The following is a 23,626-nucleotide window of genomic DNA, read 5'->3' on the forward strand; positions in this document are numbered from 1 at the left end:
GTCACCTCACATTTTCAATAGACAGTAATTCTTGATATAATTGTAAAATGGTATAATTATTGTCACATCTCCTATACAGGCAGAGCCTCTTATTCCACTTGGAATAAGGGCTTTGCCTGTAGTAGTAGGATCTTTTGCTAGTGCATTGTAAGTTTTACTATCATTTAGCTCTTTTTCAGCTGTTGTCAAGAGCCATGGGTCAATATCTCATACCTCCTGGATGTCCAAAGTTCGTTAAAGCATGTCAGATAATAAGATCACATGTCTGTTTCTATCACATCTGTGGTAATAGAGTCCGGGCTTGAACAGATGATCAATGACACTTTTAAAAAAGTGTCTGTCAATGAGCCCGGTTTATCGGAAATTACTTCTCTGTTTTACACGACTCTCTTTTTCCCGAAATAGGAGAGATTCTCCGCCACACTTTAACCTTCCATAATTAAGCAGCGAGCCATAACTATAAATAATTGTCGTAATTTCGGGGCTGTCAAAAACTTTGGGGTTGCAAAGCCTGAGTTAATTAATAACAATAGATATATATTATGAAAGTAGATATGGTTTTGTGACAAACCATATCATATCCACTTTCAAATCTCATATTAGCTCAATTCAACTTAAACTAAACGACTGTTTTTCAGGTATCACAAGCTTTGAAGATGCTATCATATCCCAATTGTCTTCAACTGAAAATAGGAATATTCACAATGAGAAGGAGCTTGTTCTGCATGCAGACAATCGTTTTGATCTCCTTCATCCTTACTGTCCTGTTTGTGGTTCCAGGAAAGTAATCAAACAAGAATATTACAAACGCAAGCTAAAATTAGCAGAATTTGGAAGTCAGGTTATTTATGTTCGAAGATACTATTGTAAGATTTGTTCTAAAAAATTCACAACACCTCTTGATTCAATTGTAAAAAAAGGACATCAATATGCCCGAACTTATGAACACTATATAGAAAAAACCTATGAGGCTGGCTATTGTTCATTCAGACATCTGCAAAAGATCTTCACATCGCTATACGATTGTTCTCCCTCTCATCAGACCATTTACAACTGGATTGCAGGATCAAACAGAATATCAATATCAAGCGATGATAATCATTATTCTGGATACTATTGTTATGATGAACAATACATAAAACTGAATGGAAATCGCTTTTATAGGCTCAGTTTGATAGACTCTGTACTGAATAAACCAGTAGAAGAGAAAATTGTGCCAAATCTTGAATATGATACTGTTAAGGGTTTTATTAAAAATGCTGTAGCTTCTAAGCCTCTTCATGCCATTTCAACCGACCACCGAAGAAAATATAAATCGATTATGGATGCACTAAAAATCAAGCATCAACTTTGCATATTTCATTTGTACAAGCTTGTTGGGAAAGATGTGTACAAAAAACTAAAATCAAAATTTATTGGCTCTAGGGAAAAGATCAGGTTGTGTTTAGCATTTACAAAGATCAAAGAAGTGTTTAGAACATATGACCTAAATATCGCAATCAAGAGACTTCAAGAGATAATCAGTAATATGGAAGAAATTCCACATTTACTTCACAAATCAATAGATAAGATTATAAAAGACTTCGAAAGGTTGACTCTGTTTATGGTGGATGAAATGATTTCAAAAACAACAAACCCTATTGAGAATTATTATCGACAAACGTTACCTGATTCGTTGAAAAGGATATTTAAAACACCGAATGGGATATTGAATTATTTAAGTGTTAAAAGAGGATATTGGGAAGGGAACATATCCAATAAAGTTTAACACCAAAGTTTTTGACAGCCTCGTAATTTCCCACTCAAAGACCAAACCTTATGTATTAATGCATTTTGTCGAAGTTAAGGCAGGGTTATGCATAATCAATCTGGTTTATTGCTGATCTATTTTTCACCGGGGTAAAATCTAATAAAGTATTTAAGGTTCAATCCTCAGCTATGTCTCTTTATGGTTTAGGTACCAATCACACTCAACGTAAACGTAAGGCCCTTTCTGTTGATTCTATATGCATGATCTCTTTTCCGTCCATGTATATGTGCATCACTCCTCCTGATTCAGAAACGGTTATTGCGATTGCTACTGTGTCCCTTGTGATGGCAGCTGCAGATACATGGCGTCCGCCCAGGCCTTTATCTACGGATATATCCCTGGCATCCACATCCAGGTATCTTCCGGCAGCTTCTATCATGCCTTCTTCAGATATGACAAACACTCCGTCAAGCTGTGCAAATTCCTTTATGGATTCCCAGTTCCTCCGGTCCAGTATGTTCCTGTCCTCATCTGCCTGTCCTGTATAGGGATTAAGTATCATCTGGTGAGAACGCATCATCACTTCTTCAACATCTCCAACGATAAAAGCCGTACCTACCTGTTTTCCTTCTCTGCCGGTATCGGATATATCAAATGCTATTTTCAATACAGTACGTAGTATTCCGGCTGATATTCTTTCTTCGCATTCTTTAAGTGTTTTCACCATACGGTTGTCGGCCAGGTTGTGGACCACTATTGCATATGAGTTCTTACTTTCAATAATTCCTACGACGGTCCCCTCTTCAAAATCTTCTGTCATGAAGCCAATTGCTGAGATGTTTTCCACCTGTTCGATTTTTCCGGCAGCCTGCTGATTGACCTTATCCAATATCTCCTTTGATTTCTCTTCCTTTGTTTTGCTGCTTGCCACCAGGTGATCTATAAGGCTTTTTTGTTTCCGGCTTGTAATATAAACAGGCATGCATGTATCTATGTTCTCAAAACTAATATCTCCTGATATTATTATGGCTCTGGATCCCAGCCTTTCTGCAAGTCTTACAGCAGCGCTGACTACTACTTCCATACTGTCCAAATTATCCCCTCAGATTCATCTAAACATAAAGTGATCGAAATATAGTATATTATATATCCATATTTTATAAATAAACTTGCCCAGTAGCGTTATTAATTTATGCATAAAATATAAATGGTAATTGGTGATATGTTTGGTGAGAGCATTTGTTGCGGTAGACTTCCCCCGGGAGTTGCATGACCGGATTGCCGGTATACAGTCCAGGTTCAACGATTTTAAGTTCAAGTTCGTAGATCCTGCTATAGTTCATATTACGATGAGATTCCTGGGCGATATCTCAGATGATACGGTTGTGGCCATTTGCAATGCCCTTGATTCTATAGAATGTGAACCTTTTGAGGCGCATGTCAGGGGGATTGGTGTTTTTCCCAAACCAAAGTTTGCCAAAGTAATATGGCTGGGTTGTGACGGGGACTTTGATAAACTTTCAGAATCAGTTAATACTTCTCTTGCTTCATTTGAATTAGAATCCAGTCTTCATCATTTCAGTGCTCATGCGACCCTTGCCAGAGTCAAGTATCTTCCAAAAAAGAAAAAAGCAGAATTCCTGGAATTGCTGGATGAATTGAAAGATACTGACCTTGGGACAATGCATGTGGATTCTATAAAACTGAAAAAAAGTACATTGACCCCCCAGGGTCCAGTCTATGAAACTCTTCATGAGGTCCGCCTCAGATAAATTACACGCGTTCCGGGTTTTAATAGTTCTCGTAGGCTGAAAATCCACTGGAACGGATTATTCTTTTGTCGTTTGTGATCAGCAGACACTCTATATTATCCAGTCTCTCTATCATATCCATTCCATCATATTCTCCAAGGATGAATACGGCAGTTGCAAATGCGTCAGCATCCATTGCAGTGTTGGCTATCACTGTTGCACTGATAAGATTGCCTGAAGGATAGCCTGTCCGTGGGTCAGCGATGTGTGATGCTTTTGCCGTATCGCTGAAATAGCGTTCATAGTTACCGCTTGTGGCAACAGCTGCATCCCTTATTTCCATGATCGTTATTACATCCTCGCTTTTATCCGGATTTTGTAATCCGACTCTCCATAAAGTTCCGTCAGGTCTGGTACCGATATATCTTCCGTCACCGCCGGCATTGACAAAGCCTGAAGTGATGCCATCTTTTATCAGGGACTCGATTGCAATGTCAACTGCATATCCTTTTGCAACCCCTCCCAGGGTAATCTTCATTCCGGGAGCAAGGCTTATGTTATTTCCTTTTACGATTATGGACGAATGGTTTACCAATTCTAACGTTTCGTTGATCTCGTCTGGTGTCGGATCCTGATATGTTCCACCAGGACTGTATTTGCTTGCCCACAGGTCAAGGACAGGCTGTATGGATATATCAAAAGCTCCTCCGCTAACCCGGGAATAATATCCCGAGCGTTGTACCACATAGACAAGTTCCCGGTCGGCTCCATATATGGATCCTTCGTTGTTCAGCAGATTGATCTCACTGTTGTTGTCATAGTTATTCATGGTCCTGTCAACAAAGTCCATCCTTTCAAAAGCACGTTCAATAGTCTCCTGGGCATGGTTTTGGTCAGAACTTACAACTGATACCGTTACCGTGGTATCCATAAGGCTTCTTGTCTGGGAATAGGTTTCCTGTTCTTTATTATCGTAGGAACTCTGTTCTGGCATATAATCTATCATAATTAATACTGTGAGAATCGCAATCAATGCAATGGCAACAGTTTTATACTTCATGGAGGTATGAAATGTGATACTTAATATTAAACTTATGTACCATGTAAAAGAAGGAAAGCAATTTCCTTCTACTTTATTGTTATCATCTGAAGGAAGTAGTATTATGAGCAACCCCAGCACAGGATCAGGTACTGGAGCAAGTTCAAGTAAAGACAAATATCTTGTCGTAGCCCTTCATCAGCTAATGGAAGAATATGGCTGGAGGGGTATAGAGAAACACTTTGGTTCCGTGAAACACCATATAATTTACGTGAAACAGGGTTCACCTCTTGACAAAATTGAACTTAAGGCAAATGTACTTGGCAATCATATGGATGTGGACTTTTTAGGAATAACTCCGCAAAAAGGTCTTCTGGATAAAGTATTCGATTTTAATGTACGCGTAGTGCGCAAGTCGTTCGAGATTGATAAATTCGTTTCTGATGACATGAAGATTACAAGTGAACAAAACCTTAGGAACACAATTGTAATTGTCATCAAAAGTCTCGAAGATGTGGCAAAGAAGGATTAAAAGAGGTAAGCATGGCCAGATTGAATTTGATTCTTATTGGAATATTTGTTTTTATGTTTGCAACAGCTGGTGTTTATGCCTACATCGGCTATAGTGGCAACCAAGCTTTTTCTGTTCATTATATGACTGAGCAGAAATGGTCTGACAGTTCTTGTGGAGGATGTCATATAGGTATTTATCAGGAAGTTGAGTTATCATCTCATGTTGAACAAGACCTCAGGAAATGGACTTCACTTATTGAATATGGCGTTGATGTTGATGACATTGATTATGATAGGATGATAGTTACCTATGGTCAGGTGCATCCAGGGGGAGGTCATATGGCAGACCACGGAGTTGATATTGATTGTATGATCTGTCATGAACAAGTAGGTGGATATGATTTCCAGGCACGTGCAGAAAAGATCGCTTCCGGAGACTTTGCATATGCAAATGAAGCTGCAATAGCTGAACAAAGAGAAAAATTGCAGAAAAGCCCCCTATACGTAGCAAGTTATATGCTTGATGTTGTGACACCACTTCCGGTTGTAATGGAGGTACATGATCACATCATGGGTTCTTCAAACAGGGGACTATGCGCAAGCAGCTGTCACGCGAGCGATGCCTCTACAACTGCGGTAACATGGGCAATTGAGGATCACGGCTCCTATGATGTACATGCAGGGCTTGATTGTCAGGACTGTCATGAGGTCAAAGAACATAATATAGGTGGTATAAAGACCCTTTTTGCTTCAGGATCCGGACACATGGAGCATGAGGCAGGCGTAAAGGATTGTACCTCCTCGGGTTGTCATGAAGGTATATCCCATGGTGGAATGGCCGATGCTCACCTTTCATTCATGAGCTGTGAGTCATGCCATATCCCGGCACTTCCGGGCAGCGACATAACAGGCACCCCGGTGATCAGGCAGTTCAGTTGGGCAAATGGTGTGCGTGAGGATATTATCTATGATTCGCAGTTCAGTCCCACACTGGGATGGTCTGCAGGTGTTTACCATGACAGGCTTCCAACTGCGCAGGAGAGAGGAAACGATTCATTGCTAAAACCTTTCAATATAATTACAGGTATCTGGTGGGATGCAGGCATAGATGATGATGTGCTGGCCAATCCGAATAGCAGTTCTTCTATTGGCAACCCTATAGCCCCTGCTGATGTGGTTCTTGCAGATGCGGACGGTGACGGGGTAGTTACCGAAGAAGAGATGCGCTCATATGACGGGAATCTGGACGGAGTTGCGGACCACCCGAATGCTGTCCTCAGGCACGTGGAGATGTATTATCAGGTAAGTCACAACATTGCCGGATCCGGCAGAGGTCTTGCTGATCCTCTGGAATGTGCGGATTGTCATGGTGTATCAGCTTCTGAGACGCTCCAGAATGTGCACTTTGAGGATGATTCAAGAGATTGCTCGGACTGTCACAGTGTTGTCCCTGTGATCGACTGGAAGGCCCTGGGTTATGACCGGGACCTGGCAGAGACAGACCCACCAACGGATTTCACTTCTGTTAGGATAGATGTGACAAAACCAGGTGAGAGGCCAGCTGAAATCGAAAGGGAACCTGCTTTGAAAGGAATAATAAGCAATCTCCTGGGGGGAAAATAAAGTGGAAATAAAAACATTGGATATATTACCCGAAAAGGTAATAATTCCCCTAAAGCAGCATATAGGTGCTGTATGCGACCCGATTGTGAAAAAAGGTGACAGGGTGCTTGTCGGTCAAAAGATAGGACAAAGCGAGGAATATGTCTCATCTGCAGTTCACTCAAGTGTCTGTGGGGAAGTTATTGCCATAGAACAATGTGCAAATCCGGATGGTAACAAAGTAATGAGTGTTGTGATCCAGCCAGAACAATCTGATGAAAGAGTTGAGTTCTCATCTTCCCAAAGTCTTTCATCCGATGAACTTGCAGATATCATCAAGGACTGTGGAATAGTTGAACACTATGGTGCTCCGACTCATACCGTTCTAAGACCCAAGGGCAAGAAAATAGATATCGTGCTCATCAACGCTACATCTTCTGAATGGATCGGTGGTAAATACAAGAATCCTGAAGAATATGCATATCAGATGATGGATGCCCTGAAATTGCTAATGAAAACCTCAGGGGCATCAAAAGGTGCAATTGTTCTCAGGACCGATGACAGAGAATCCATAGAAGCATTCGATGGTATTAAGGTCGATAATAGAAGAATTGTAGTTGCTCCGCTTGTTGGTGGTCGTAAACTGGACTACTATTACAAAGAGCAGGGTTCTGATGTGGTGGTAGTGTCACAGAAACGAATCTACGGGAAGAAGATTCTTAATTTTTTCACATACAATGTAACTGGAAGAAAAGTAGGATCCGGATGTGGTCCCACAGATGTTGGAGTTGCTATTTGTGGTGTCAAGTCCGCAAAAGCTCTCTATGATGTGGTCCATGATGGGAAACCATATTATGAGACTGTCATATCCCTTGAAGGCGTAGATGGAAAAACAGACCATATCCAGGTGAAGATAGGTACCCTGTTCAAAGATATAATCGAAGCATGTGGATATAATGGAAATATCGGTAAGATAATCGCTAATGGCGTAAAGACCGGTGTAGCTCAATATACTGATCAGGTGCCTGTTACAAAAGGTACTACAAGAATAACCTTGCAAAAACCAGAAAATGTACTCATCGATGAGTCCACTCACTGCATACATTGCGCACGCTGTGTAGATGTATGTCCTGTTGACATTCTGCCAAGCAGGATTGCTGTTATGGCTGACAAGGGACAATTTGATGAGTGCAGAAAATTGCATATAGAGAATTGTATAGAATGTGGTGATTGTGCTGCAGTCTGTCCTTCCAGGATACACATACTTCAGTTTATCAGGTATGCAAAACAATCAATTGGTCTTGTCTATGAAGGTGTGCCTTCAGAAGCAGTATCCAGTCCAAAGACAGGTAGTGCCTGTGGAGGTGAATAAAGTGACATATGTGATTTCAGCTCCCCCTCATAAAAAAGAAAGAATTGACATACAGAAATTGAATATGAGTAAGATAATTGCTCTGATACCTTTATGTCTTGTAGCCATATACTTCTTCGGTGTCCCGGCTATACAACTCATAATCATAACAGTTCTGGCAGCCGTTATTACTGAACTTGCAATACAGAAGATCTTCAAGCAGAAGGTAACTATTGGTGATGGTCATGCAGCTTTGATAGGTCTGATGCTGGCATTGCTCATCCCTCCGGAAGCTCCATTGTGGATACCTGTCTTTGGTGGGTTCTTTGCCATAGCCTTTGGGAAACATGTTTTTGGTGGAATTGGTTCATACATATTCAGTCCGGTACTGGTGTCCTGGATCTTCATGAGAAGTGCATGGGCTACTCACATGACCGCTTTATCATTTCCTAACACAGCTCAATTATCCGATCTCATTCTTGAGAGTGGTGCAGGCATGCTTGTTGATGTTTCACCGATCGCGTTAATTGCTGGGTTATATCTGATACACAAAAGATATATCGAATGGAGAATCCCTGTTTCTTTCTTTGCTACGATAGTCCTGATACCTCAAACATTGTTATTCCTTTCAGGAGTATATGGTCTTATACAGCATGGTGTCCTGAATCCTTTGATGTATCTGTCACAGTTATTTGCTTTCCTGAGCATTAGTCCTGAACTACCTTATGCAATGGTGGGTGTACTATTCTTTGGAATCATTTTCCTGGCAACAGATACGCCCACAACACCTGTTACAAAGAACGGACGCCTTATATACGGGGTGCTTTGTGGTCTGCTTGTTTTCATATACGGTTACTTTGGTAATTACGTTGAAGGAACATTGTATGGTATCTTTCTGGCAAGCTGTGTATCATCCTTCATAGAAATGAATACAAGACCGGCATCTTATGGGAATGCGTCTTTTATCGAGAAGATCTATGGTCGTATTAAAGCAAAAGTACCTGAATCACTAAAAGTCGAGGTGATCAAATGACCGAATCGAACAAGGAAACCCTGTCAGTAATAGGAAAACTGGTCATTGTGGCTGTTGTTGCGGCAATACTACTGGGTATCACTTATGTTCCCACATCTGCACAGATAAAACTCAACGAAGAACTGGCTAAACAGGAAATACTAAGTGACCTTTTCCCGGAAGACAATATTAATTTCGAGCCTGTGGAAGGAGACAGCATTGATCAGGATGGTGAAAGAGAAGTGCATTACTATCGTGTAACGGACAATACCGGAAATATCATTGGTTATGCTTTCTTTAATCGGTATCCAGGATATGGTGGCCAAATTCTTGTTGCAGGCGGCACGGACTCTTCATTTACCACTCTTAAAGGAATGAATGTCCTAAGCCATGAAGAAACACCTGGTCTGGGTTCAAGGATAGAAGAACCACAATTCAGAAATCAGTTCAAGGACGTGCCAATTGAATCACTTGCGCTCACCAGTTCCGGAGGATCAATTGATGCAATAACTGGGGCAACAGTGTCCTCAAATGCAGTAGTAGATGCTCTGAATGCCAAAATACGTGAAGTAAGAGTGGAAGAGGAGTAGTGATTTTATGGATCCTTTAAGTGAGTATATTCGTGGTATTACAAGAGATAATCCGATCTTTGGACTTGTTCTGGGCCTCTGTCCCACACTGGCAGTGACCACATCGGTGGAAAACGCAATAGGTATGTCTGCAGCTACTGCATTTGTGCTTATATGTTCTAATGTGTTTATCTCTTCCCTCAGAAAACAGATTCCTGCAACAGTGAGACTCCCAATGTTCATTATCATCATAGCTACATTCGTATCCATTGTCAAGATGATAATGCAGGCCTATTTCCCTCCGATGTATGCGGCTTTAGGTGTTTTCATCCCGCTTATCGTGGTTAACTGTATAATCATCGGTCGTGCAGAGGCATATGCGAGCAGGAACAATGTGTTTTATTCTTTCATAGATGGCTTAGGTATATCTACTGGTTTCCTGCTTGTCCTGGTCCTAATTGGTGGAATAAGGGAATTGTTTGGAACAGGTCAGATAGTTACATTTGGTCATACTTTGTTCATCATGCCGATAGATCCCTCTATCACAACAATGATATTGCCACCAGGTGCCTTCCTGACCATTGGTATCTTAATGGCTATAGTGAACTACCAGAGAGCAAAGAAGAGAGCAAGAGGTGGTTAAAATGGTTGAAAAAGAATTATTTGCTATTTTCATGGATGGGGTCTTCATCAAGAACTTCATTCTTATACAGTTCCTTGGTCTTTGTCCCTTCATGGGCGTAACAAAGGATGTCAAGAGTGCAGCCGGAATATCTGCTGCCGTGATCTTTGTAATGACCTTGGCATCGTTTGTAACGTATTTAGTATATACATATGTATTAGTCCCTACGGGAATGGAATTCCTGGATGTAATAAGTTTTATTGTTGTAATTGCATCACTTGTACAGCTGGTAGAATTCGTTGTAAGGAAAAACATACCATCTCTTTATCGCTCCCTTGGTATTTACCTTCCATTGATTACAACAAATTGTGCTGTTTTAGGTGTTGTGTTGCTTAGTGTTAACTCAACTTACAACTTTGCACAGACTGTTGTTTTTGGTGCTTCAGCAGGTATAGGATTTATGATTGTAATGCTCTTGATGTCTGCTATACGGGAGCGCTCGGCCATACTGAACGTTCCTTCAGCAATAAAGGGCCTTCCTTTGGGATTCTTCATAGCAACATTGCTTTCCCTGGCGTTTGTTAATTACTTCTGGGTGATTCCTATATGAGCGAATACAGCACTATACTGATAGAAGCAATGGCAATCCTTGGAGGACTTGGATTGGTCGTTGGTATCATGCTTGTTGTAGCATCAAAGAAATTCAAGGTTGAAACTGATCCCCTTGTTGAAGAGATCATAAGTATCCTTCCGGGAGCCAACTGCGGAGCTTGTGGTTATCCAGGATGTTCTGGTTTTGCAGAGGGTGTGGTTAATGAGGACGCTCCTATTGATGGTTGTCCTGTGGGAGGCTTTGAGGTTGCCAGGGAAATTGGAGGACTGTTGGGACAGAATGTATCGGAAAGTGAAAAGGAGTATCCTTTTGTGCTTTGCAACGGTGGTGTGAATTGTGTTGACCGTTTTGATTACATAGGTTTTGAGGACTGCAATGCTGTTATGATGCTCTCGGATGGAGAAAAAGGCTGTAATTACGGTTGTATGGGCAGAGGCACCTGTGTACGTGCATGTCCCTTTGATGCCCTTACAATAGGTGAGGATCGCCTTCCACATGTGAACAGGAACCTGTGTACAAGTTGCGGACTGTGTATTTCTTCCTGTCCCAATGATATACTGGTGTTTGCAAAGGAGTCTGAAAGGGTGCACGTGCTCTGTATGTCACATGACAAAGGCAAAGCTGTAAAGGAATCCTGTACTGTTGGCTGTATAGGTTGTAAGATCTGCGAGAAGAACTGTCCGGAGAACGCTATAACGATTACTAACTTCCTTGCTGACATCGACCAGGAGAAATGCACTGCTTGTGGAATATGTGTGGAAAAGTGTCCGCAGAATACAATTGCTATCAGGTGATCATATGACATATAAGACAAAATTAGGCCTGGATGAGAACATCGTGGCAGCGCTAAGCTATGTAGGTTTCTGGATCACGGGTATAATCATCCTGCTCATAGAGCCTGATAACAGGTTTGTCAGGTTCCATGCAATGCAGTCATTGATGATATTCCTTCCTCTTTCCATAGTGGTCCTGGTGATCGCATGGATACCTTACATAGGATGGATACTGGCTGATTTCCTTGGGTTCTTTTCGCTTTTTCTAGTACCTGTTTTTGCAATTATAGCATACAGGGGTATCCTGCTAAAAGTTCCTGTAATAGGATCTTATGCTTACAGGATGATCGACCAGTAATAAATATGCAGGCGATGCCTTTTAGGCATTCATCCTGCCTTGTTTTTTTTTATATACGAAAGGTTAAAAAGCTACATCTTCCTATTATTGCAGGAATGCTTATTGTTATGCGGAGGGTTTGAAATAAAAGAAGAGATCTGGATTGAAAAGTATAGGCCCTTTAAGCTCGATGATGTGGTCGGCCAGAAAGAGACTGTAGAAAGGTTAAAATCGTATATAAAATCGAGGAACCTTCCTCATCTTCTTTTTTCAGGTCCTCCGGGTGTTGGGAAAACTGCAACATCCGTGTCTATTGCACGGGAGCTTTTTGGAGATTCGTGGCGTGAGAATTTCACGGAGCTCAATGCTTCCGATGAGAGGGGCATAGATGTTGTGAGGACCAAGATAAAGAACTTTGCAAAAACAACTCCCATAGGTGGTGCTGATTTTAAGATAATCTTCCTGGATGAGGCCGATGCCCTGACATCAGATGCCCAGTCAGCACTCAGGCGTACCATGGAACGTTATACCAACAACTGCCGTTTCATCCTCTCATGCAATTATTCCTCTAAGATAATCGAACCTATCCAGTCAAGGTGTGCGGTTTACAGGTTCCGTCCGCTTTCTGACGAGTCTGTTGCACAACGTGTTCTTTTTGTAGCAAAGAACGAGGGTCTGGACATCGCAGAAGATGGTGTTGATGCCATCAAGTATGTTGCCCAGGGGGATATGAGAAAGGCAATAAATGCACTTCAGGCTGCAGCTCTCATTGCAGATACGATCCACAAGGATGCCATATACAAGATAACTGCAACAGCCCGCCCTGAACAGGTTCGCGAACTCATAGAAACAGCCCTGGATGGTAACTTCAGCACTGCCAGAAAGCATCTTGATATTCTTCTTCTTGAACAGGGCCTTTCAGGAGAGGATGTTGTGGGCCAGATATACCGGGCAATGTTTGATATAAAAATCCCTGAAAAAAGAATGGTCGAACTCATAGATATCATAGGGGAGGTCGATTTCAGGCTAACGGAAGGCGCTAATGAAAGAATTCAGCTGGAGTCTCTCCTGGCACACTTTGCACTATCAGGAAAGGAATGACATTGAGCCTTGAATTAATGGTAGTGAAGGCACTTTCTTCGGTACCTCACTGGTTTGCAACTATGGTAATAGGGGCAATGCCTGTATTTGAGCTAAGGGGTGCCATACCCATTGCCTTAGGTATCTATGGTATGCACCCTGCAGCTGCGTATCTCTTTGCAGTTATAGGTAACATGCTGCCGGTGATCCCTCTGCTGCTTTATCTTGAACCGGTTTCAAAATATCTCAGGCGTTACGCATTTTTTGACAAGTTCTTTTCATGGCTTTTCGGCAGAACTCATCGCAACCATTCCGCGAGGTTTGAAAGATATGGTACTTTTGCTTTAACACTCTTTGTGGCCGTTCCACTCCCTGTTACAGGTGCATGGACCGGATGTGCGGCAGCTTTTGTTTTTGGTATACAGTTCAGGCATGCTCTCCTGGCGATACTTGCAGGAGTACTGATAGCAGGGATCATTGTAAGTGCTGTCACCCTGACAGGAATAAGCATCCTTGATATTCTGTGATACTGAACAGATCAGGCAATCTTAAAAAGGATAAAGGGCGTTACTTGCCCAGCATGTTCTTTGCAAGTTTAATGTCTTCAGCTTTTACGGTCTTGCGTCCGGCATGTTCTGCCAGCTTGATAGCTTCCCTGGATATTTCCAGTCCGTATTCTTCCAGGATCTCGGTAAGTTCCATTCCTGCTGATTCACTTACTCTTTGTGCTCCTGCATTCCTGATTACTCTCTCAATAGGTGCAAATGGTATTATTGTCATAAATATCCTCTTATATGTCTTTGATTATATTTCTAATTGAGTTTCATCTATCAATTAGCAAAATAATCTATATATAGTTTTGTAACAAATATTCCTCTTTATATGAATCCGTTTTGTATTATCCGGGAATGTTTGCTTTTAGAGGTCTTTTAAGACCTATCACTTTTTCTTCTTTTTGACCTTGATGGCCAGGTCTTTTCCGAGCCTGATGCATTCCGCAAGGTCCTTTTCATTTGGTATATACTGTATTCTCAGGACCGGGTCGATAACATCCACACCAGCGTCTCTCATTTTCTGAGCAATCTGCACCGGGGCCTCACCACTCCAGCCGTATGAGCCAAAGGCTGCACCTGTCTTCCCTTCGATACCGACATCGATGAGCTTATCTATGAACCTGGCAATCGGCTCAAGCATTGTATAGTAGAATGTGGATGATCCTATACAAATGGCATCATATTTTGCAACATCGGCAGGATCCCATTCATAGAAATTGTTGATATCAACATCTACATGTTTTTCACGTGCACCCTCTGCTATAGCTTCAGCCATCATTTTTGTGCTTCCCTGCGTACTGAGATATACTATTGCGATCTTTGGCATTTTCCCTGCTCCCTTAAATCTATCTGTGTGTCGGCCATCATCATAGACCTGAACAGGCATATGAAATGGTCTAAAGAATATGATGTTTGATTGTTGATAAACATTTCCGGATAATGCAGAGCAATATCAGAGTCATGGGTAAGGTTATCTTTATTGCCTATCAGCAAATACAATATTACACTTCAAATTACGGAGACCTCATATGGACGATAGGATCGCGCCACATATTGATGAATTAACCATGGCGCTTGGAAACATAAGCAAGGAAGAGATAAGCAGAGAACTGGACAAACTACTCAGATATCGTGTCCCTCTTGAAGAAGCAAAAAGGATCCTGAAAAATAAGTATGCTCTCTGCTCATCGGATTCCGTGAAGATAAAAGATCTGTCTCCGGGACTTAACGGGATAGAGATATCAGGTCGTATTATTGACATAATGGAAAAAACAGTATCTATCCAGGGGGAGCAGAAGACTATTTTTTCCGGGACCTTTGGTGATGATACCGGTATATGCTCTTTTACATGCTGGGATGACCTGCGTTTAAACTCCGGTGATGCCATCAGGATAAAGAACGCATACATTCGTCTCTGGAATAACAGGCCTGAGCTTTATTTTGGTAAAAGGTCAACAATAATCCCTCTTAAGGATGCTGACTTCCCGGGTATCGGACAGATGTCACATGCCAATGAAAAAAAACTGGGGGAGATCGTTCCTGCCGATGTGCTGGTTAGCTCCGTGGTGATAATTGTAGAGATGTATCATCGGGAGATTATTCTAAAAGGTGAGGAGGTAACTGTGGTAGAAGGTGTGGTTGCCGATGAGACTGCAAAACTTCCATTCACATCATGGATCCCGTTGGGAACTCATGACATAGGTGATTATATTCACTTTGAGGATGCCTCTTTAAGGGTGTTTAGAGGTTTACCTTCCATAAATTTCAATGAAAAGACATCTATTGAAAAACTTGAGTGCCCGGAAGATATGCCCTTTACCATGGAATCGGTGAATAGGGCATCTTCTCCCATGTCTATTGAGAAGATCCTTGAAAAAGAGGGCATGTTCGACATAACCGTCAAAGGGAACATCATTTCTGTCAGGCCGGGTTCGGGTCTCATCGAAAGATGTCCGATATGCAACCGTGTAACTCAAAGATCGAACTGCAGGTCCCATGGTGATGTGGACTGCCTCATGGATATGCGCATAAAAGCTATTCTTGATGATGGGACGGGGGCGGTTCATCTGATGCTAAATCGTGAACTTTCTGAAGCTATATATGGAAAAAGCATGCATGATGCGGAAAAAATGTCCCGGGAATCCCTGTCTGCAGATGCTGTACTGGAAGACATGAAAAGGATATTGACAGGTAAGTATCTTGCAGCCCGTGGGAATTCCTCTAAGAATGAGTTTGGTGTTTCACTTGTGGCCAGGTCGGCATGGGTGCCTGAGGATGATATAAGCGAACGTATTGACCAATTACTGGAAAAAATCGGTGACAGGTGTGATGACTGATGGTTGAAAGAGAAGTTGCATACAGGATGTTTGCACGGGAGTTCAACGATTCCCGTTTTAACCTGCATTCGAATTCGACTGCTCAGGGAGTCCAGGAAGTGTATTCCCCCAATTTCCTGATAAGTCCTACAGGGTTGAAGGTCAACAGGATATTTGTTGTAGGGGTGATCACGGAAACCGACAGGCTTGTTGATCAGAAAGGCGGAGATAAAGAATTATGGAGGGCCCGCGTCTCTGATCCTACCGGGGCATTTACGGTCTACGCAGGCAGCTACCAGCCTGAAGCATCATTGTTCCTTGCAAACGTAAAGGTCCCTTCTTATGTAATGGCCCTTGGGAAAGTCCGTTCATATGAACCGGGCGATGGTTCTGTTTATGTATCCCTGCGTCTGGAGGAGATCAATTATGTGGACGAATCTGTGCGCGACAGGTGGACAGTTGACACCGCGGAAATGACCTTAGGGCGTCTGCAAGTATTTGATACGTTCTTCTCTTCAGACAAAGGAGATGGAAAACCAATGGACAGGATACTTTCATGCGGTATACCGGAGTCCATTGCAGGTGGGATATGCCTCTCACTGGACTATTATCACCTGGACAGTGAATATTACGATTCATTAAAACAGGATGTAAAAAAAGCACTTTGCTCAATCCGGTCTTCCGGCGGAGAGGAGGATGTTCCTGATTATGAGCACATTGTCCTGTCTTTGCTTGAAAATCTGGATGATGGTAGTGGTTTTGCTCATCAGGAATATGTGAGAAGAACAGTTTCAGAAAATATCCCTGAAAAGGTTGCAGACTCCACTCTGAAGTCCCTGCTTGCCAAAGGATATATCTATGAGCCCAGAGCAGGTTTCTTCAGGCTTATTCGTTAGGGCCGGTTTAGAGAATGCTTCTTTGCATGCGACATACTTATATATGCAAAAATATTAGACCTGATAAGTAAATCAATACATCAGCTGTATACTTAAGGAGTGGTGCTCATGGCACATGATGAAATCATAGAAAATGTAAAAAACAGTATCATTCAGATGAAGGGTGTAGGAAATACGCTCTTACTGAATGAAGAGGACAGGGAGATTATCAAGGAACTTGAAAAAAAGGCGGATGAAATGACACTCATGGGTCTTGGCAGAGGCGATAACAAAGGTGTCAAAGCAGTCCTTAAAAATGATGTTATATTTGCTTTTACTACAAATATGGATTACTCCTGGCCGGAGGGTCCGAATGTCATCCTTATGCACAACGATTGTGTAGTTGGACAGGATCTTGATGACCAGGCAAAACTTGAAGAGATAAAAACCTGCAAGGATAAACTCGTGATAGGTAATATTGTTATATACGATACCAGTGTCCTTAAAAAGATGGATGTCAAGACCAATCCGTTGATTGTTGTATTGCCTCCAAAGCCCTGTAAGGATGTGGAATGTGTGGACAATGTGTGCAATGTAGTGTTAGCATCTCCTTCTCCGCCAACCGATGAGTACCTTAAGGAGAAAATGGGACTTGAGAATCTCCATGGCACAGGTACATTCCTGCTGGGTTTTGACTTCGATTGTTCATGTGAATAAGGCCTGTACTGTTCGTCCCTTACATTCTTCTTTTTTTAAAAAGGAAATCTCCTGAACAAACCCGTGGACGGCAGAAATGAAAAAAGGAGAGGCATGCACATGGCATGCTTCTGTATGGATGTATCATTCTCCTTTGTATATTCTCAGGGCATCTTCCACAGATGCATCTTCCACGGTGATAGCATAGATGGCATTGCACATCCTGACCGCTTCATCGAGGGTTTTCTGATGTATGTTCCTTCCCGTTGCATTGCCATATGCACCACTTACATGGATCTGGGCATGAAGCTTTTTAAGGAAGGCTTCTGGATCATCACTTGACCCTCCTGCACAAACCACCTTTGTTCTTCCGGCAGCAAGCACTGCTTCCTTGAATGCTTCCTCGGTCTTCATTCCTTCGGCCTTTGGATAGTTTACCTTCACAAAGTCTGAGTTAAGACATGCCCCCACACCCGTGGCACCTGCAATAAGATGGGGGTCCTTTTCATTGTCCACAGCCGTTCCCCGGGGGTAGATCCAGAGTACTGTCAGCAATCCGTACTGATGAGCTTCATAGATCAGCTGCGCGGCCTGGTAGAGCATCTCTGCTTCGTATTTACTGCCAAGATAGATCGTGTAGCCGATACCAAGTATATTAAGACCACTGTTATCCCGGAACCTGGCAATCTGTTCCATATCATACCACTGTGTGCTGAAGGGATCGTCCTGCTTTGTCTTTACAAGATGTGATTTGGAGTTTACCTTCACAAGATATGGTACTTCCGGGTAATCCATGCCATATCTGGCAATGAGACCCAGTTGTGTGGCAAAGACCCCTATCCTGGAGTTTGCAGCTATTCTGAACAGATGCTCCGGGTCATTGTCATCTGCAGGTACGCCTTCACCGAAAAAATCATCATTAAGGTGTTCTACCTTCTGGTCACCTGCAAAAAGCATCAGTTTACCGGTATTATGGGTGATTTCCATGTAATTGCGTATGTATGTCTCACGTGCTTCGTGTGGCACATCCAATGGGACTTTTATGTCTTCTTCTTTTATAAAGGGCATTCTTATCACTTGAACATGAACCATTCTGGTCATTTTTTGTTTGTTATATTTTGTTATTGTGTAAGTATCATTAATCATGTTTTTCTATTTTAAAGATTGTGCGAGAAAAGGATTAAAAGGTCTTTTTAGGATGAAGAAGAAACAGCTCATGTGATGTTAACATATATAATAGTGACTTTTTTATACTTATTTGACCACTTACCTAACAAACTGAACTGTTATCTATATCATGTGCTGTTAACTATAATCATCAATAGGTCAAACATAAAATATAAAATTCATTCCTGAAATCATATGCATTCGTTTTATTCGATGTGAGGTATTCAATGGGTACGATCAGAACCAAAGAAAGTCTTGGGCGCAGTCTGGGCTTCTTTCAGACATTTGCTATAGGTACGGGCACTATGATAGGTGCAGGTATATTCGTATTGCCCGCGCTTGCTATATCTGCAGCTGGCCCGGCAGCAATTCTCTCTTTTCTTCTGGGTGGCATCATCTCCATGGCAACTGCCATCAGTATGGCTGAACTTGCCACAGGGATGCCTAAAGCAGGTGGCAGTTATTATTTCATCAGCAGGGCAATGGGTGCGGCATTTGGTGCAGTTATAGGTCTGGGTGCATGGCTTGCGCTGGTGTTTAAAGGTTCTTTTGCATTGATCGGCCTTGCAGATTATCTGTTCGTACTGATACCAATCCCTATAATGCTCACTGCAGTTGTAACAGGGCTGCTTTTATTGTTTATCAATTATCGCGGTGCCAGAAGCAGTGGTTCTCTTCAGAACCTGATTGTTATCTTCCTTCTACTGATCCTTGCAGTGTTCATAATTAAAGGGTCATTCATGTTCCAGACCAATAAATTCACTCCTTTCATGCCATTTGGATACAGTTCCATATTTGCCACGACAGGGCTTATTTTTATCTCATATCTTGGGATCACACAACTGGCAGCTATATCCGAGGAAGTAAAGGATCCGTCTAAAAATCTTCCAAGGGCTATGATCGCTTCAGTGGGTGTTGTAACTCTTATTTACGTGGGGGTAATGGTGGTTGTAAGTGGTACTTTAACGCTTGAGGAATCCCTCAATACGTTCACCCCTCTTGTAGATGTTTCCGTTATTATGGCAGGGGATTTCGGTAAACTGATGATAGTAATTGCAGGGTTACTTGCTACCTTGTCAACCGCTAATGCAGCCATTCTCTCATCATCACGTTTTCCTTTTGCAATGGGCAGGGATGCCCTCATACCAAAATGGTTTGTCCGGATACATGAAAAACATGATACTCCGTATAATGCCATTGTCGTTACCGGTTTTGTAATGCTCTTGCTTTTGTTTTTATTCAATGTGGAGCAATTGGCAAAGCTTGGAGGTACCTTCAATTTGCTGATATTCATTCTGATCAATGCATCGGTCATAATCCTGAGGCATAGGTCCCTTGAAGAATATAAACCCGTTTTCCGTGATCCTTTCTTCCCGGTTACCCAGATATTTGGTATCGTTTTCTGTCTGGCTTTGTTGCCTTCAATGGGAACACTGTCAATGGTATTCTCGATGTTTGTCATTGTTATAGGCCTGTCCTGGTATCAGTTCTATGGGAGAAAGAAAGCTTTCCCGAAGTATGATATTTTCGATGTGCTTGAGAACAATATTCATCCAGCTCCTCTGAAAGATAGCTCAAAGATCAAGATACTTGTTCCCATTGCCAATCCCCGGCATGAAACTGATTTGCTCTACCTTGCAGACAATCTTGGTGATCAGATAACAGGTCTTAATGTGATCAAGGTTCCACAGCAGACGGGACTGTCAGATGCAAGAGAGGCATTCCATGAAAAAAGGATGGCTGTTGACGGGATACTCAGGGATAAGTTTGAACAGTTCCCTATAGTAGTGGGCCATGAAAGGGAGTATATAATAGCCTTTGATCACAGCATCACCAATTCCATTATGGAGCAGGCAGAGATGGGTGATGTGGATTTCATAATTATAGGCTGGCACGAGGTAAATCGATTCCATCCGACTATAGGGACAGTTGCGGACAAGGTTCTGGCATCTGCAAAGAATAATATAATTGTGCTTAATGGATATCTTCCCGACAAGATCGGACGCATAGTAGTTGCTTATAATGGCAAAGCTAACTCATTATATGGCCTTCACCTTGCCAAGAGGCTGTCAAAAAGCACGGGTGTAAAAATGCATGTACTGCATGTAATCAAACCAGATGTTGATGATGATACAAAAGCCTCTCTTTGGCAGGAACTTGAAGAAATTAAAAATGATACCTCTGTCTTTGGCATTAATGTCCATCTGGTTGAAAGTTCTTCCGCAGAAAGTGCAATATTTTCTTTCCTTGAAGAGGCTGATCTTTTGATAATAGGCGATTCCAGCAAAAGGTTCAAATTCTCTTTGATAGGCAACCTTCCTTATGTGCTGGCTAAGGGCTACAAAGGTCCTGTCTTAATTATCAAGAAGCACAAGCCATTTTCCTCTGAAAGACTGAATAATATTTTCATGAAAAAAGTAAAAAAGCTTAAGCTCCGGGTTCGAAGGGCAAGGAATGACTGATCTATTAATTCGTTATGTTGTGTCCGTTTTTCCTTCAGACACAGCTTAATACTTTCACCGTGCTTGGGGCTATATTATATACTACGAATGCCTAGTCTATATTGCCTCTCCAGAGAGAAACAAACAAGAGGCTTGAGGAATTAAATATGAGTCAATTAGCACAGGAAATCAGTGCCAGGTTCAATGAGCTTGGAGTGGAGATCCCAATAGGGGAGATAGAAGAACGCCTTGACAAAATGATCAACAAGTTCAAGGTACCAAAGGAAGAAGCACGCAGAAGCGTTGTTAACTACTTTTTGAAATTGCATAACCTCAACAGAGGTGAATTTTATACCGGTCAGTCCGAATCACCACTCGCAAAGATTTCAGACATAACAGAAGATGGGAAATGGTTGAATATAAGGGGTAAAGTTGTCCAGTTGTGGGACAACACGCATGAGTCCATATCCCAGGTAGGTCTTATGGGGGACGAGGGCGGAACCCTTAAGTTCATTGTATGGGAAAGTGCCGGAGCTCCGCTTGTAGAGGAAGGCAGAAGTTACCTTTTCAGGAGTGTGGTTGTAAATGAGTGGAATGGTAAATTCGAGCTGAATGTGAATAAGAGCAGTTCAATAGAATCGATTGATGAGGACATTGAAGTAGGGACAGCAACATTGGAGTTCAGAGGTGCAATGGTGGATATACAGGCAGGATCCGGTCTGATAAAACGATGTCCTCATTGTAATCGTGCACTGACCAAAGGTGCCTGCATGGAGCATGGTAAGGTGGAAGGTGTCTATGACCTCCGTATAAAAGCTGTCATAGATGATGGTGCAGTTGTGCAGGATGCAATACTGAAGAAGGATCTGGTTGAAGAGATAACCGGCCTCACACTTGAGAAAGCTATTGCTATGGCTGCAGACGCTCTTGATCAGGGAGTTGTACTTGAGCAAATGAAGACCCAGCTAGTGGGAAAGTACTATCTTGTAACCGGGTCCCGAGTGGACAGATATTTGCTTGCAGATAGCATAAGCCCGGTGTTCTCCTATGAACAGTCCGAACTGGATGAACTGATAGCTTCTGCCGAGGTGTTCTGAATGGCCGGTTATTCAAGAGAGGTTGCAAGAAGAGTGTTTGCCCAGGAATTCAGGGAATCAAATCTGACGTTCAAGGATGGGGATGACCAGTATGCTCCTCAGTATCTGCTAACACCGACAGGTGCAAAGGTAAATCGCGTATTCATCGTCGGGACACTGATAGAGAAAGAAGATATAGGTACTGATTCAGAGTACTGGCGTGGTCGTGTCACGGACCCAACAGGTTCTTTCCTGATATATGCCGGCCAGTATCAGCCCGAAGCTGCCCAGGTACTTGCCGAATGTGAAACACCGGCATTTGTAGCGGTAGTCGGCAAACCCAGTACGTATACTACCGGTGAAGGTGACGTACTTACTTCGGTACGTCCGGAGTCAATCCATATAGTAGACGGACAGACAAGGGATCTTTGGGTAATTGAAACTGCAAAGTGCACTCTGGACAGGATTCATGGCCTTGATAGTACCTCTGGAGATTCCCGGAGGGCAAAGGAATATTATGATCCCGACCCCGGACATTATTCTTCAATGGTTGCCCAGGCATTGAGATCCCTGAAGGAAGTTTACCAGGCATGAATAAGAGATAATTTGTGTACTTTTCAGTACACATTTTCCTTTTTTCTTTTTTTCAACCAAAAGTGGCATAAGTAACATCATCCTAGTTGGAATAGGTGTCTATATGAAAACATATCTGGTACTCTGGTTCAACAGTAATGGTGCCATGCCTTCAGAAATTGACAGAAGTCTGATGTCCCTTGGTTTCAAGCCTGTACAAGGGAACTATGACTATGTATATGACTGGGGAAACAATGTCGATCTGGATGATATTCTCCAATTCACCGATAAGATCCAGATGACACTGAAAGGGACTGGTGTCATGTTTAAGACAGAAACTGTAAATGGCCAGAACTAAGTTCTGAATTTGTACTTTCACTTTACTTTTCACCAAGCTTGCGTGAAAAGTCAATATATCCGCAGGACTGTCCTGTTATAGGTATAATGTTTGTCCTGACCAAACCTTTTTCAATTTCCAGTTCAACGGCACATGGATCTGACATTCTCGGTTTTGTGGGTGAACCCGGACAAATAAGAATAACATCGCTTTTTTCTATGATTGGTCTGTGCAGGTGCCCGAACACAAGCACATCGACACCCATCTCCAGGGCCATGTATCTGCTTGCTGTATTGTCAACAATTGAGAGTGAAGGTTCATGGATTATTCCTATTTTCACTCCTTCTACTTCAAATATAAGTTTCTCAGGAAGTATTGCTTTAAGCGCAGGTTCATCTGAATTCCCATGTACAGCTTTAAGCTTTCCCGTTGCATCGAGGGCTTTGAAAAAAGACAGTGAATCAAAATCACCAGCATGGATTATCATCTCATATCCATCAAAGACCTCCGAAAGATAATCTGGTATTGTATCAGTTTCCAGATGTGTATCCGATATCAGTATAATCTTCATTTGCTCAAC

General features: G+C 42.2%; 26 protein-coding genes and 1 pseudogene. 20 read left to right on the forward strand and 7 right to left on the reverse strand.

The annotated features are described in order from the left end of the window. Nucleotides 1-6: 6 nt before the first annotated feature. Entirely contained in the window at nucleotides 7-189 is a 183-nt protein-coding gene (locus V7O64_RS11770) for a hypothetical protein (protein ID WP_407355574.1), read from the reverse strand. Between the two features lie 373 nt (nucleotides 190-562). On the opposite strand from V7O64_RS11770, the pseudogene V7O64_RS11775 reads away from it, so the two are divergent. Continuing rightward, a pseudogene (locus V7O64_RS11775) lies at nucleotides 563-1,699 on the forward strand (ISNCY family transposase); the annotation flags it as partial. A 271-nt stretch (nucleotides 1,700-1,970) separates the two neighbouring features. On the opposite strand, the gene V7O64_RS11780 reads toward V7O64_RS11775, so the two are convergent. Next, nucleotides 1,971-2,834: a DNA integrity scanning protein DisA nucleotide-binding domain protein gene (locus tag V7O64_RS11780; RefSeq protein WP_407357340.1), complete on the reverse strand. Its 864-nt coding sequence runs from the start codon at nucleotides 2,832-2,834 to the stop codon at nucleotides 1,971-1,973. A 145-nt stretch (nucleotides 2,835-2,979) separates the two neighbouring features. Here V7O64_RS11780 and thpR point away from each other — a divergent pair, with 145 nt between their 5' ends. Further along, entirely contained in the window at nucleotides 2,980-3,522 is a 543-nt protein-coding gene (gene thpR / locus V7O64_RS11785; protein WP_407355575.1) for an RNA 2',3'-cyclic phosphodiesterase, read from the forward strand. Nucleotides 3,523-3,541: 19 nt separating this feature from the next. Here the strand turns inward: thpR and V7O64_RS11790 are convergent, their stop codons facing one another. Beyond that, nucleotides 3,542-4,561 carry an FAD:protein FMN transferase gene (locus V7O64_RS11790; protein WP_407355576.1) on the reverse strand — a complete coding sequence of 340 codons (1,020 nt, stop codon included), beginning with the start codon at nucleotides 4,559-4,561 and terminating at the stop codon, nucleotides 3,542-3,544. Between the two features lie 103 nt (nucleotides 4,562-4,664). On the opposite strand from V7O64_RS11790, the gene V7O64_RS11795 reads away from it, so the two are divergent. From V7O64_RS11795 to V7O64_RS11845, 11 genes are all read left to right on the forward strand, one after another. Continuing rightward, entirely contained in the window at nucleotides 4,665-5,072 is a 408-nt protein-coding gene (locus V7O64_RS11795) for a hypothetical protein (protein WP_407355577.1), read from the forward strand. 11 nt (nucleotides 5,073-5,083) lie between these two features. Continuing rightward, nucleotides 5,084-6,676 carry a methanogenesis multiheme c-type cytochrome gene (gene mmcA / locus V7O64_RS11800; protein WP_407355578.1) on the forward strand — a complete coding sequence of 531 codons (1,593 nt, stop codon included), beginning with the start codon at nucleotides 5,084-5,086 and terminating at the stop codon, nucleotides 6,674-6,676. Nucleotide 6,677: 1 nt separating this feature from the next. Further along, nucleotides 6,678-8,027 (forward strand): Rnf electron transport complex subunit RnfC, encoded by a 1,350-nt coding sequence (gene rnfC, locus V7O64_RS11805; protein WP_407355579.1) that lies wholly within the window; start codon nucleotides 6,678-6,680, stop codon nucleotides 8,025-8,027. A 10-nt stretch (nucleotides 8,028-8,037) separates the two neighbouring features. Then, nucleotides 8,038-9,039, forward strand: coding sequence for an Rnf electron transport complex subunit RnfD (gene rnfD, locus V7O64_RS11810; protein WP_407357341.1), 1,002 nt, complete (start codon nucleotides 8,038-8,040; stop codon nucleotides 9,037-9,039). Continuing rightward, entirely contained in the window at nucleotides 9,036-9,608 is a 573-nt protein-coding gene (gene rnfG, locus V7O64_RS11815) for an Rnf electron transport complex subunit RnfG (RefSeq protein WP_407355580.1), read from the forward strand. Before rnfD ends, rnfG begins: the two co-directional genes overlap by 4 nt. A 7-nt stretch (nucleotides 9,609-9,615) precedes the next feature. Then, nucleotides 9,616-10,230: an Rnf electron transport complex subunit RnfE gene (gene rnfE, locus V7O64_RS11820; RefSeq protein WP_407355581.1), complete on the forward strand. Its 615-nt coding sequence runs from the start codon at nucleotides 9,616-9,618 to the stop codon at nucleotides 10,228-10,230. A gap of 1 nt (nucleotide 10,231) precedes the next feature. Beyond that, on the forward strand, nucleotides 10,232-10,819 hold the full coding sequence (gene rnfA, locus V7O64_RS11825; RefSeq protein ID WP_407355582.1) for an Rnf electron transport complex subunit RnfA: 588 nt from the start codon (nucleotides 10,232-10,234) through the stop codon (nucleotides 10,817-10,819). Next, nucleotides 10,816-11,616 carry an Rnf electron transport complex subunit RnfB gene (gene rnfB, locus V7O64_RS11830; protein ID WP_407355583.1) on the forward strand — a complete coding sequence of 267 codons (801 nt, stop codon included), beginning with the start codon at nucleotides 10,816-10,818 and terminating at the stop codon, nucleotides 11,614-11,616. Before rnfA ends, rnfB begins: the two co-directional genes overlap by 4 nt. A gap of 4 nt (nucleotides 11,617-11,620) precedes the next feature. Then, nucleotides 11,621-11,953 carry a DUF4870 domain-containing protein gene (locus V7O64_RS11835; RefSeq protein ID WP_407355584.1) on the forward strand — a complete coding sequence of 111 codons (333 nt, stop codon included), beginning with the start codon at nucleotides 11,621-11,623 and terminating at the stop codon, nucleotides 11,951-11,953. 123 nt (nucleotides 11,954-12,076) lie between these two features. After that, nucleotides 12,077-13,033 (forward strand): replication factor C small subunit, encoded by a 957-nt coding sequence (locus V7O64_RS11840; protein WP_407357342.1) that lies wholly within the window; start codon nucleotides 12,077-12,079, stop codon nucleotides 13,031-13,033. Between the two features lie 2 nt (nucleotides 13,034-13,035). Further along, complete coding sequence (locus V7O64_RS11845; protein WP_407355585.1) at nucleotides 13,036-13,539, forward strand: COG2426 family protein; 504 nt, start codon at nucleotides 13,036-13,038, stop codon at nucleotides 13,537-13,539. A gap of 40 nt (nucleotides 13,540-13,579) precedes the next feature. On the opposite strand, the gene V7O64_RS11850 is transcribed toward V7O64_RS11845, so the two are convergent. Continuing rightward, nucleotides 13,580-13,792, reverse strand: a complete 213-nt coding sequence (locus tag V7O64_RS11850; RefSeq protein ID WP_407355586.1) for a histone family protein — start codon at nucleotides 13,790-13,792, stop codon at nucleotides 13,580-13,582. A gap of 159 nt (nucleotides 13,793-13,951) precedes the next feature. Then, nucleotides 13,952-14,392, reverse strand: a complete 441-nt coding sequence (locus V7O64_RS11855) for a flavodoxin domain-containing protein (protein WP_407355587.1) — start codon at nucleotides 14,390-14,392, stop codon at nucleotides 13,952-13,954. 202 nt (nucleotides 14,393-14,594) lie between these two features. Here V7O64_RS11855 and V7O64_RS11860 point away from each other — a divergent pair, with 202 nt between their 5' ends. The 3 genes from V7O64_RS11860 (at nucleotide 14,595) to V7O64_RS11870 (ending at nucleotide 17,473) form a co-directional block, all read left to right on the forward strand. Next, nucleotides 14,595-15,902, forward strand: coding sequence for a Single-stranded DNA binding protein (locus V7O64_RS11860; protein ID WP_407355588.1), 1,308 nt, complete (start codon nucleotides 14,595-14,597; stop codon nucleotides 15,900-15,902). Beyond that, nucleotides 15,902-16,777: an RPA family protein gene (locus V7O64_RS11865; protein WP_407355589.1), complete on the forward strand. Its 876-nt coding sequence runs from the start codon at nucleotides 15,902-15,904 to the stop codon at nucleotides 16,775-16,777. Before V7O64_RS11860 ends, V7O64_RS11865 begins: the two co-directional genes overlap by 1 nt. Nucleotides 16,778-16,885: 108 nt before the next feature. Further along, nucleotides 16,886-17,473, forward strand: coding sequence for a hypothetical protein (locus V7O64_RS11870; RefSeq protein WP_407355590.1), 588 nt, complete (start codon nucleotides 16,886-16,888; stop codon nucleotides 17,471-17,473). A 123-nt stretch (nucleotides 17,474-17,596) separates the two neighbouring features. Here V7O64_RS11870 and V7O64_RS11875 read toward each other — a convergent pair whose 3' ends face one another. After that, nucleotides 17,597-18,520, reverse strand: coding sequence for an aldolase (locus V7O64_RS11875; protein ID WP_407355591.1), 924 nt, complete (start codon nucleotides 18,518-18,520; stop codon nucleotides 17,597-17,599). Between the two features lie 326 nt (nucleotides 18,521-18,846). Between V7O64_RS11875 and V7O64_RS11880 the strand changes: the two genes are divergently transcribed. From V7O64_RS11880 to V7O64_RS11895, 4 genes are all read left to right on the forward strand, one after another. After that, on the forward strand, nucleotides 18,847-21,081 hold the full coding sequence (locus tag V7O64_RS11880; RefSeq protein ID WP_407355592.1) for an amino acid permease: 2,235 nt from the start codon (nucleotides 18,847-18,849) through the stop codon (nucleotides 21,079-21,081). Between the two features lie 146 nt (nucleotides 21,082-21,227). After that, a complete protein-coding gene (locus V7O64_RS11885) occupies nucleotides 21,228-22,157 on the forward strand; it encodes a replication factor A (RefSeq protein ID WP_407355593.1) in 930 nt (309 codons plus the stop codon). Then, a complete protein-coding gene (locus V7O64_RS11890) occupies nucleotides 22,158-22,730 on the forward strand; it encodes an RPA family protein (RefSeq protein ID WP_407355594.1) in 573 nt (190 codons plus the stop codon). 103 nt (nucleotides 22,731-22,833) lie between these two features. Then, nucleotides 22,834-23,067: a hypothetical protein gene (locus V7O64_RS11895; RefSeq protein WP_407355595.1), complete on the forward strand. Its 234-nt coding sequence runs from the start codon at nucleotides 22,834-22,836 to the stop codon at nucleotides 23,065-23,067. A 22-nt stretch (nucleotides 23,068-23,089) separates the two neighbouring features. Here the strand turns inward: V7O64_RS11895 and V7O64_RS11900 are convergent, their stop codons facing one another. Continuing rightward, nucleotides 23,090-23,617, reverse strand: coding sequence for a metallophosphoesterase (locus V7O64_RS11900; protein WP_407355596.1), 528 nt, complete (start codon nucleotides 23,615-23,617; stop codon nucleotides 23,090-23,092). Nucleotides 23,618-23,626: the final 9 nt, after the last annotated feature.

The organism is Methanolobus sp. WCC5, assembly GCF_045690325.1.
Lineage (GTDB): Archaea > Halobacteriota > Methanosarcinia > Methanosarcinales > Methanosarcinaceae > Methanolobus.

Coding starts and splice junctions, on each gene's coding strand:
- V7O64_RS11795 (WP_407355577.1), top strand. CDS start 4,665: ATGAGCAACCCCAGCACAGGATCAGGTACTGGAGCAAGTTCAAGTAAA.
- rnfA (WP_407355582.1), top strand. CDS start 10,232: ATGGTTGAAAAAGAATTATTTGCTATTTTCATGGATGGGGTCTTCATC.
- V7O64_RS11860 (WP_407355588.1), top strand. CDS start 14,595: ATGGACGATAGGATCGCGCCACATATTGATGAATTAACCATGGCGCTT.
- rnfE (WP_407355581.1), top strand. CDS start 9,616: ATGGATCCTTTAAGTGAGTATATTCGTGGTATTACAAGAGATAATCCG.
- mmcA (WP_407355578.1), top strand. CDS start 5,084: ATGGCCAGATTGAATTTGATTCTTATTGGAATATTTGTTTTTATGTTT.
- V7O64_RS11890 (WP_407355594.1), top strand. CDS start 22,158: ATGGCCGGTTATTCAAGAGAGGTTGCAAGAAGAGTGTTTGCCCAGGAA.
- V7O64_RS11850 (WP_407355586.1), bottom strand. CDS start 13,792: ATGACAATAATACCATTTGCACCTATTGAGAGAGTAATCAGGAATGCA.
- V7O64_RS11885 (WP_407355593.1), top strand. CDS start 21,228: ATGAGTCAATTAGCACAGGAAATCAGTGCCAGGTTCAATGAGCTTGGA.
- V7O64_RS11855 (WP_407355587.1), bottom strand. CDS start 14,392: ATGCCAAAGATCGCAATAGTATATCTCAGTACGCAGGGAAGCACAAAA.
- V7O64_RS11875 (WP_407355591.1), bottom strand. CDS start 18,520: ATGCCCTTTATAAAAGAAGAAGACATAAAAGTCCCATTGGATGTGCCA.
- rnfG (WP_407355580.1), top strand. CDS start 9,036: ATGACCGAATCGAACAAGGAAACCCTGTCAGTAATAGGAAAACTGGTC.
- V7O64_RS11870 (WP_407355590.1), top strand. CDS start 16,886: ATGGCACATGATGAAATCATAGAAAATGTAAAAAACAGTATCATTCAG.
- V7O64_RS11790 (WP_407355576.1), bottom strand. CDS start 4,561: ATGAAGTATAAAACTGTTGCCATTGCATTGATTGCGATTCTCACAGTA.
- V7O64_RS11835 (WP_407355584.1), top strand. CDS start 11,621: ATGACATATAAGACAAAATTAGGCCTGGATGAGAACATCGTGGCAGCG.
- V7O64_RS11780 (WP_407357340.1), bottom strand. CDS start 2,834: ATGGAAGTAGTAGTCAGCGCTGCTGTAAGACTTGCAGAAAGGCTGGGA.
- V7O64_RS11895 (WP_407355595.1), top strand. CDS start 22,834: ATGAAAACATATCTGGTACTCTGGTTCAACAGTAATGGTGCCATGCCT.
- rnfB (WP_407355583.1), top strand. CDS start 10,816: ATGAGCGAATACAGCACTATACTGATAGAAGCAATGGCAATCCTTGGA.
- V7O64_RS11880 (WP_407355592.1), top strand. CDS start 18,847: ATGGGTACGATCAGAACCAAAGAAAGTCTTGGGCGCAGTCTGGGCTTC.
- V7O64_RS11900 (WP_407355596.1), bottom strand. CDS start 23,617: ATGAAGATTATACTGATATCGGATACACATCTGGAAACTGATACAATA.
- V7O64_RS11865 (WP_407355589.1), top strand. CDS start 15,902: ATGGTTGAAAGAGAAGTTGCATACAGGATGTTTGCACGGGAGTTCAAC.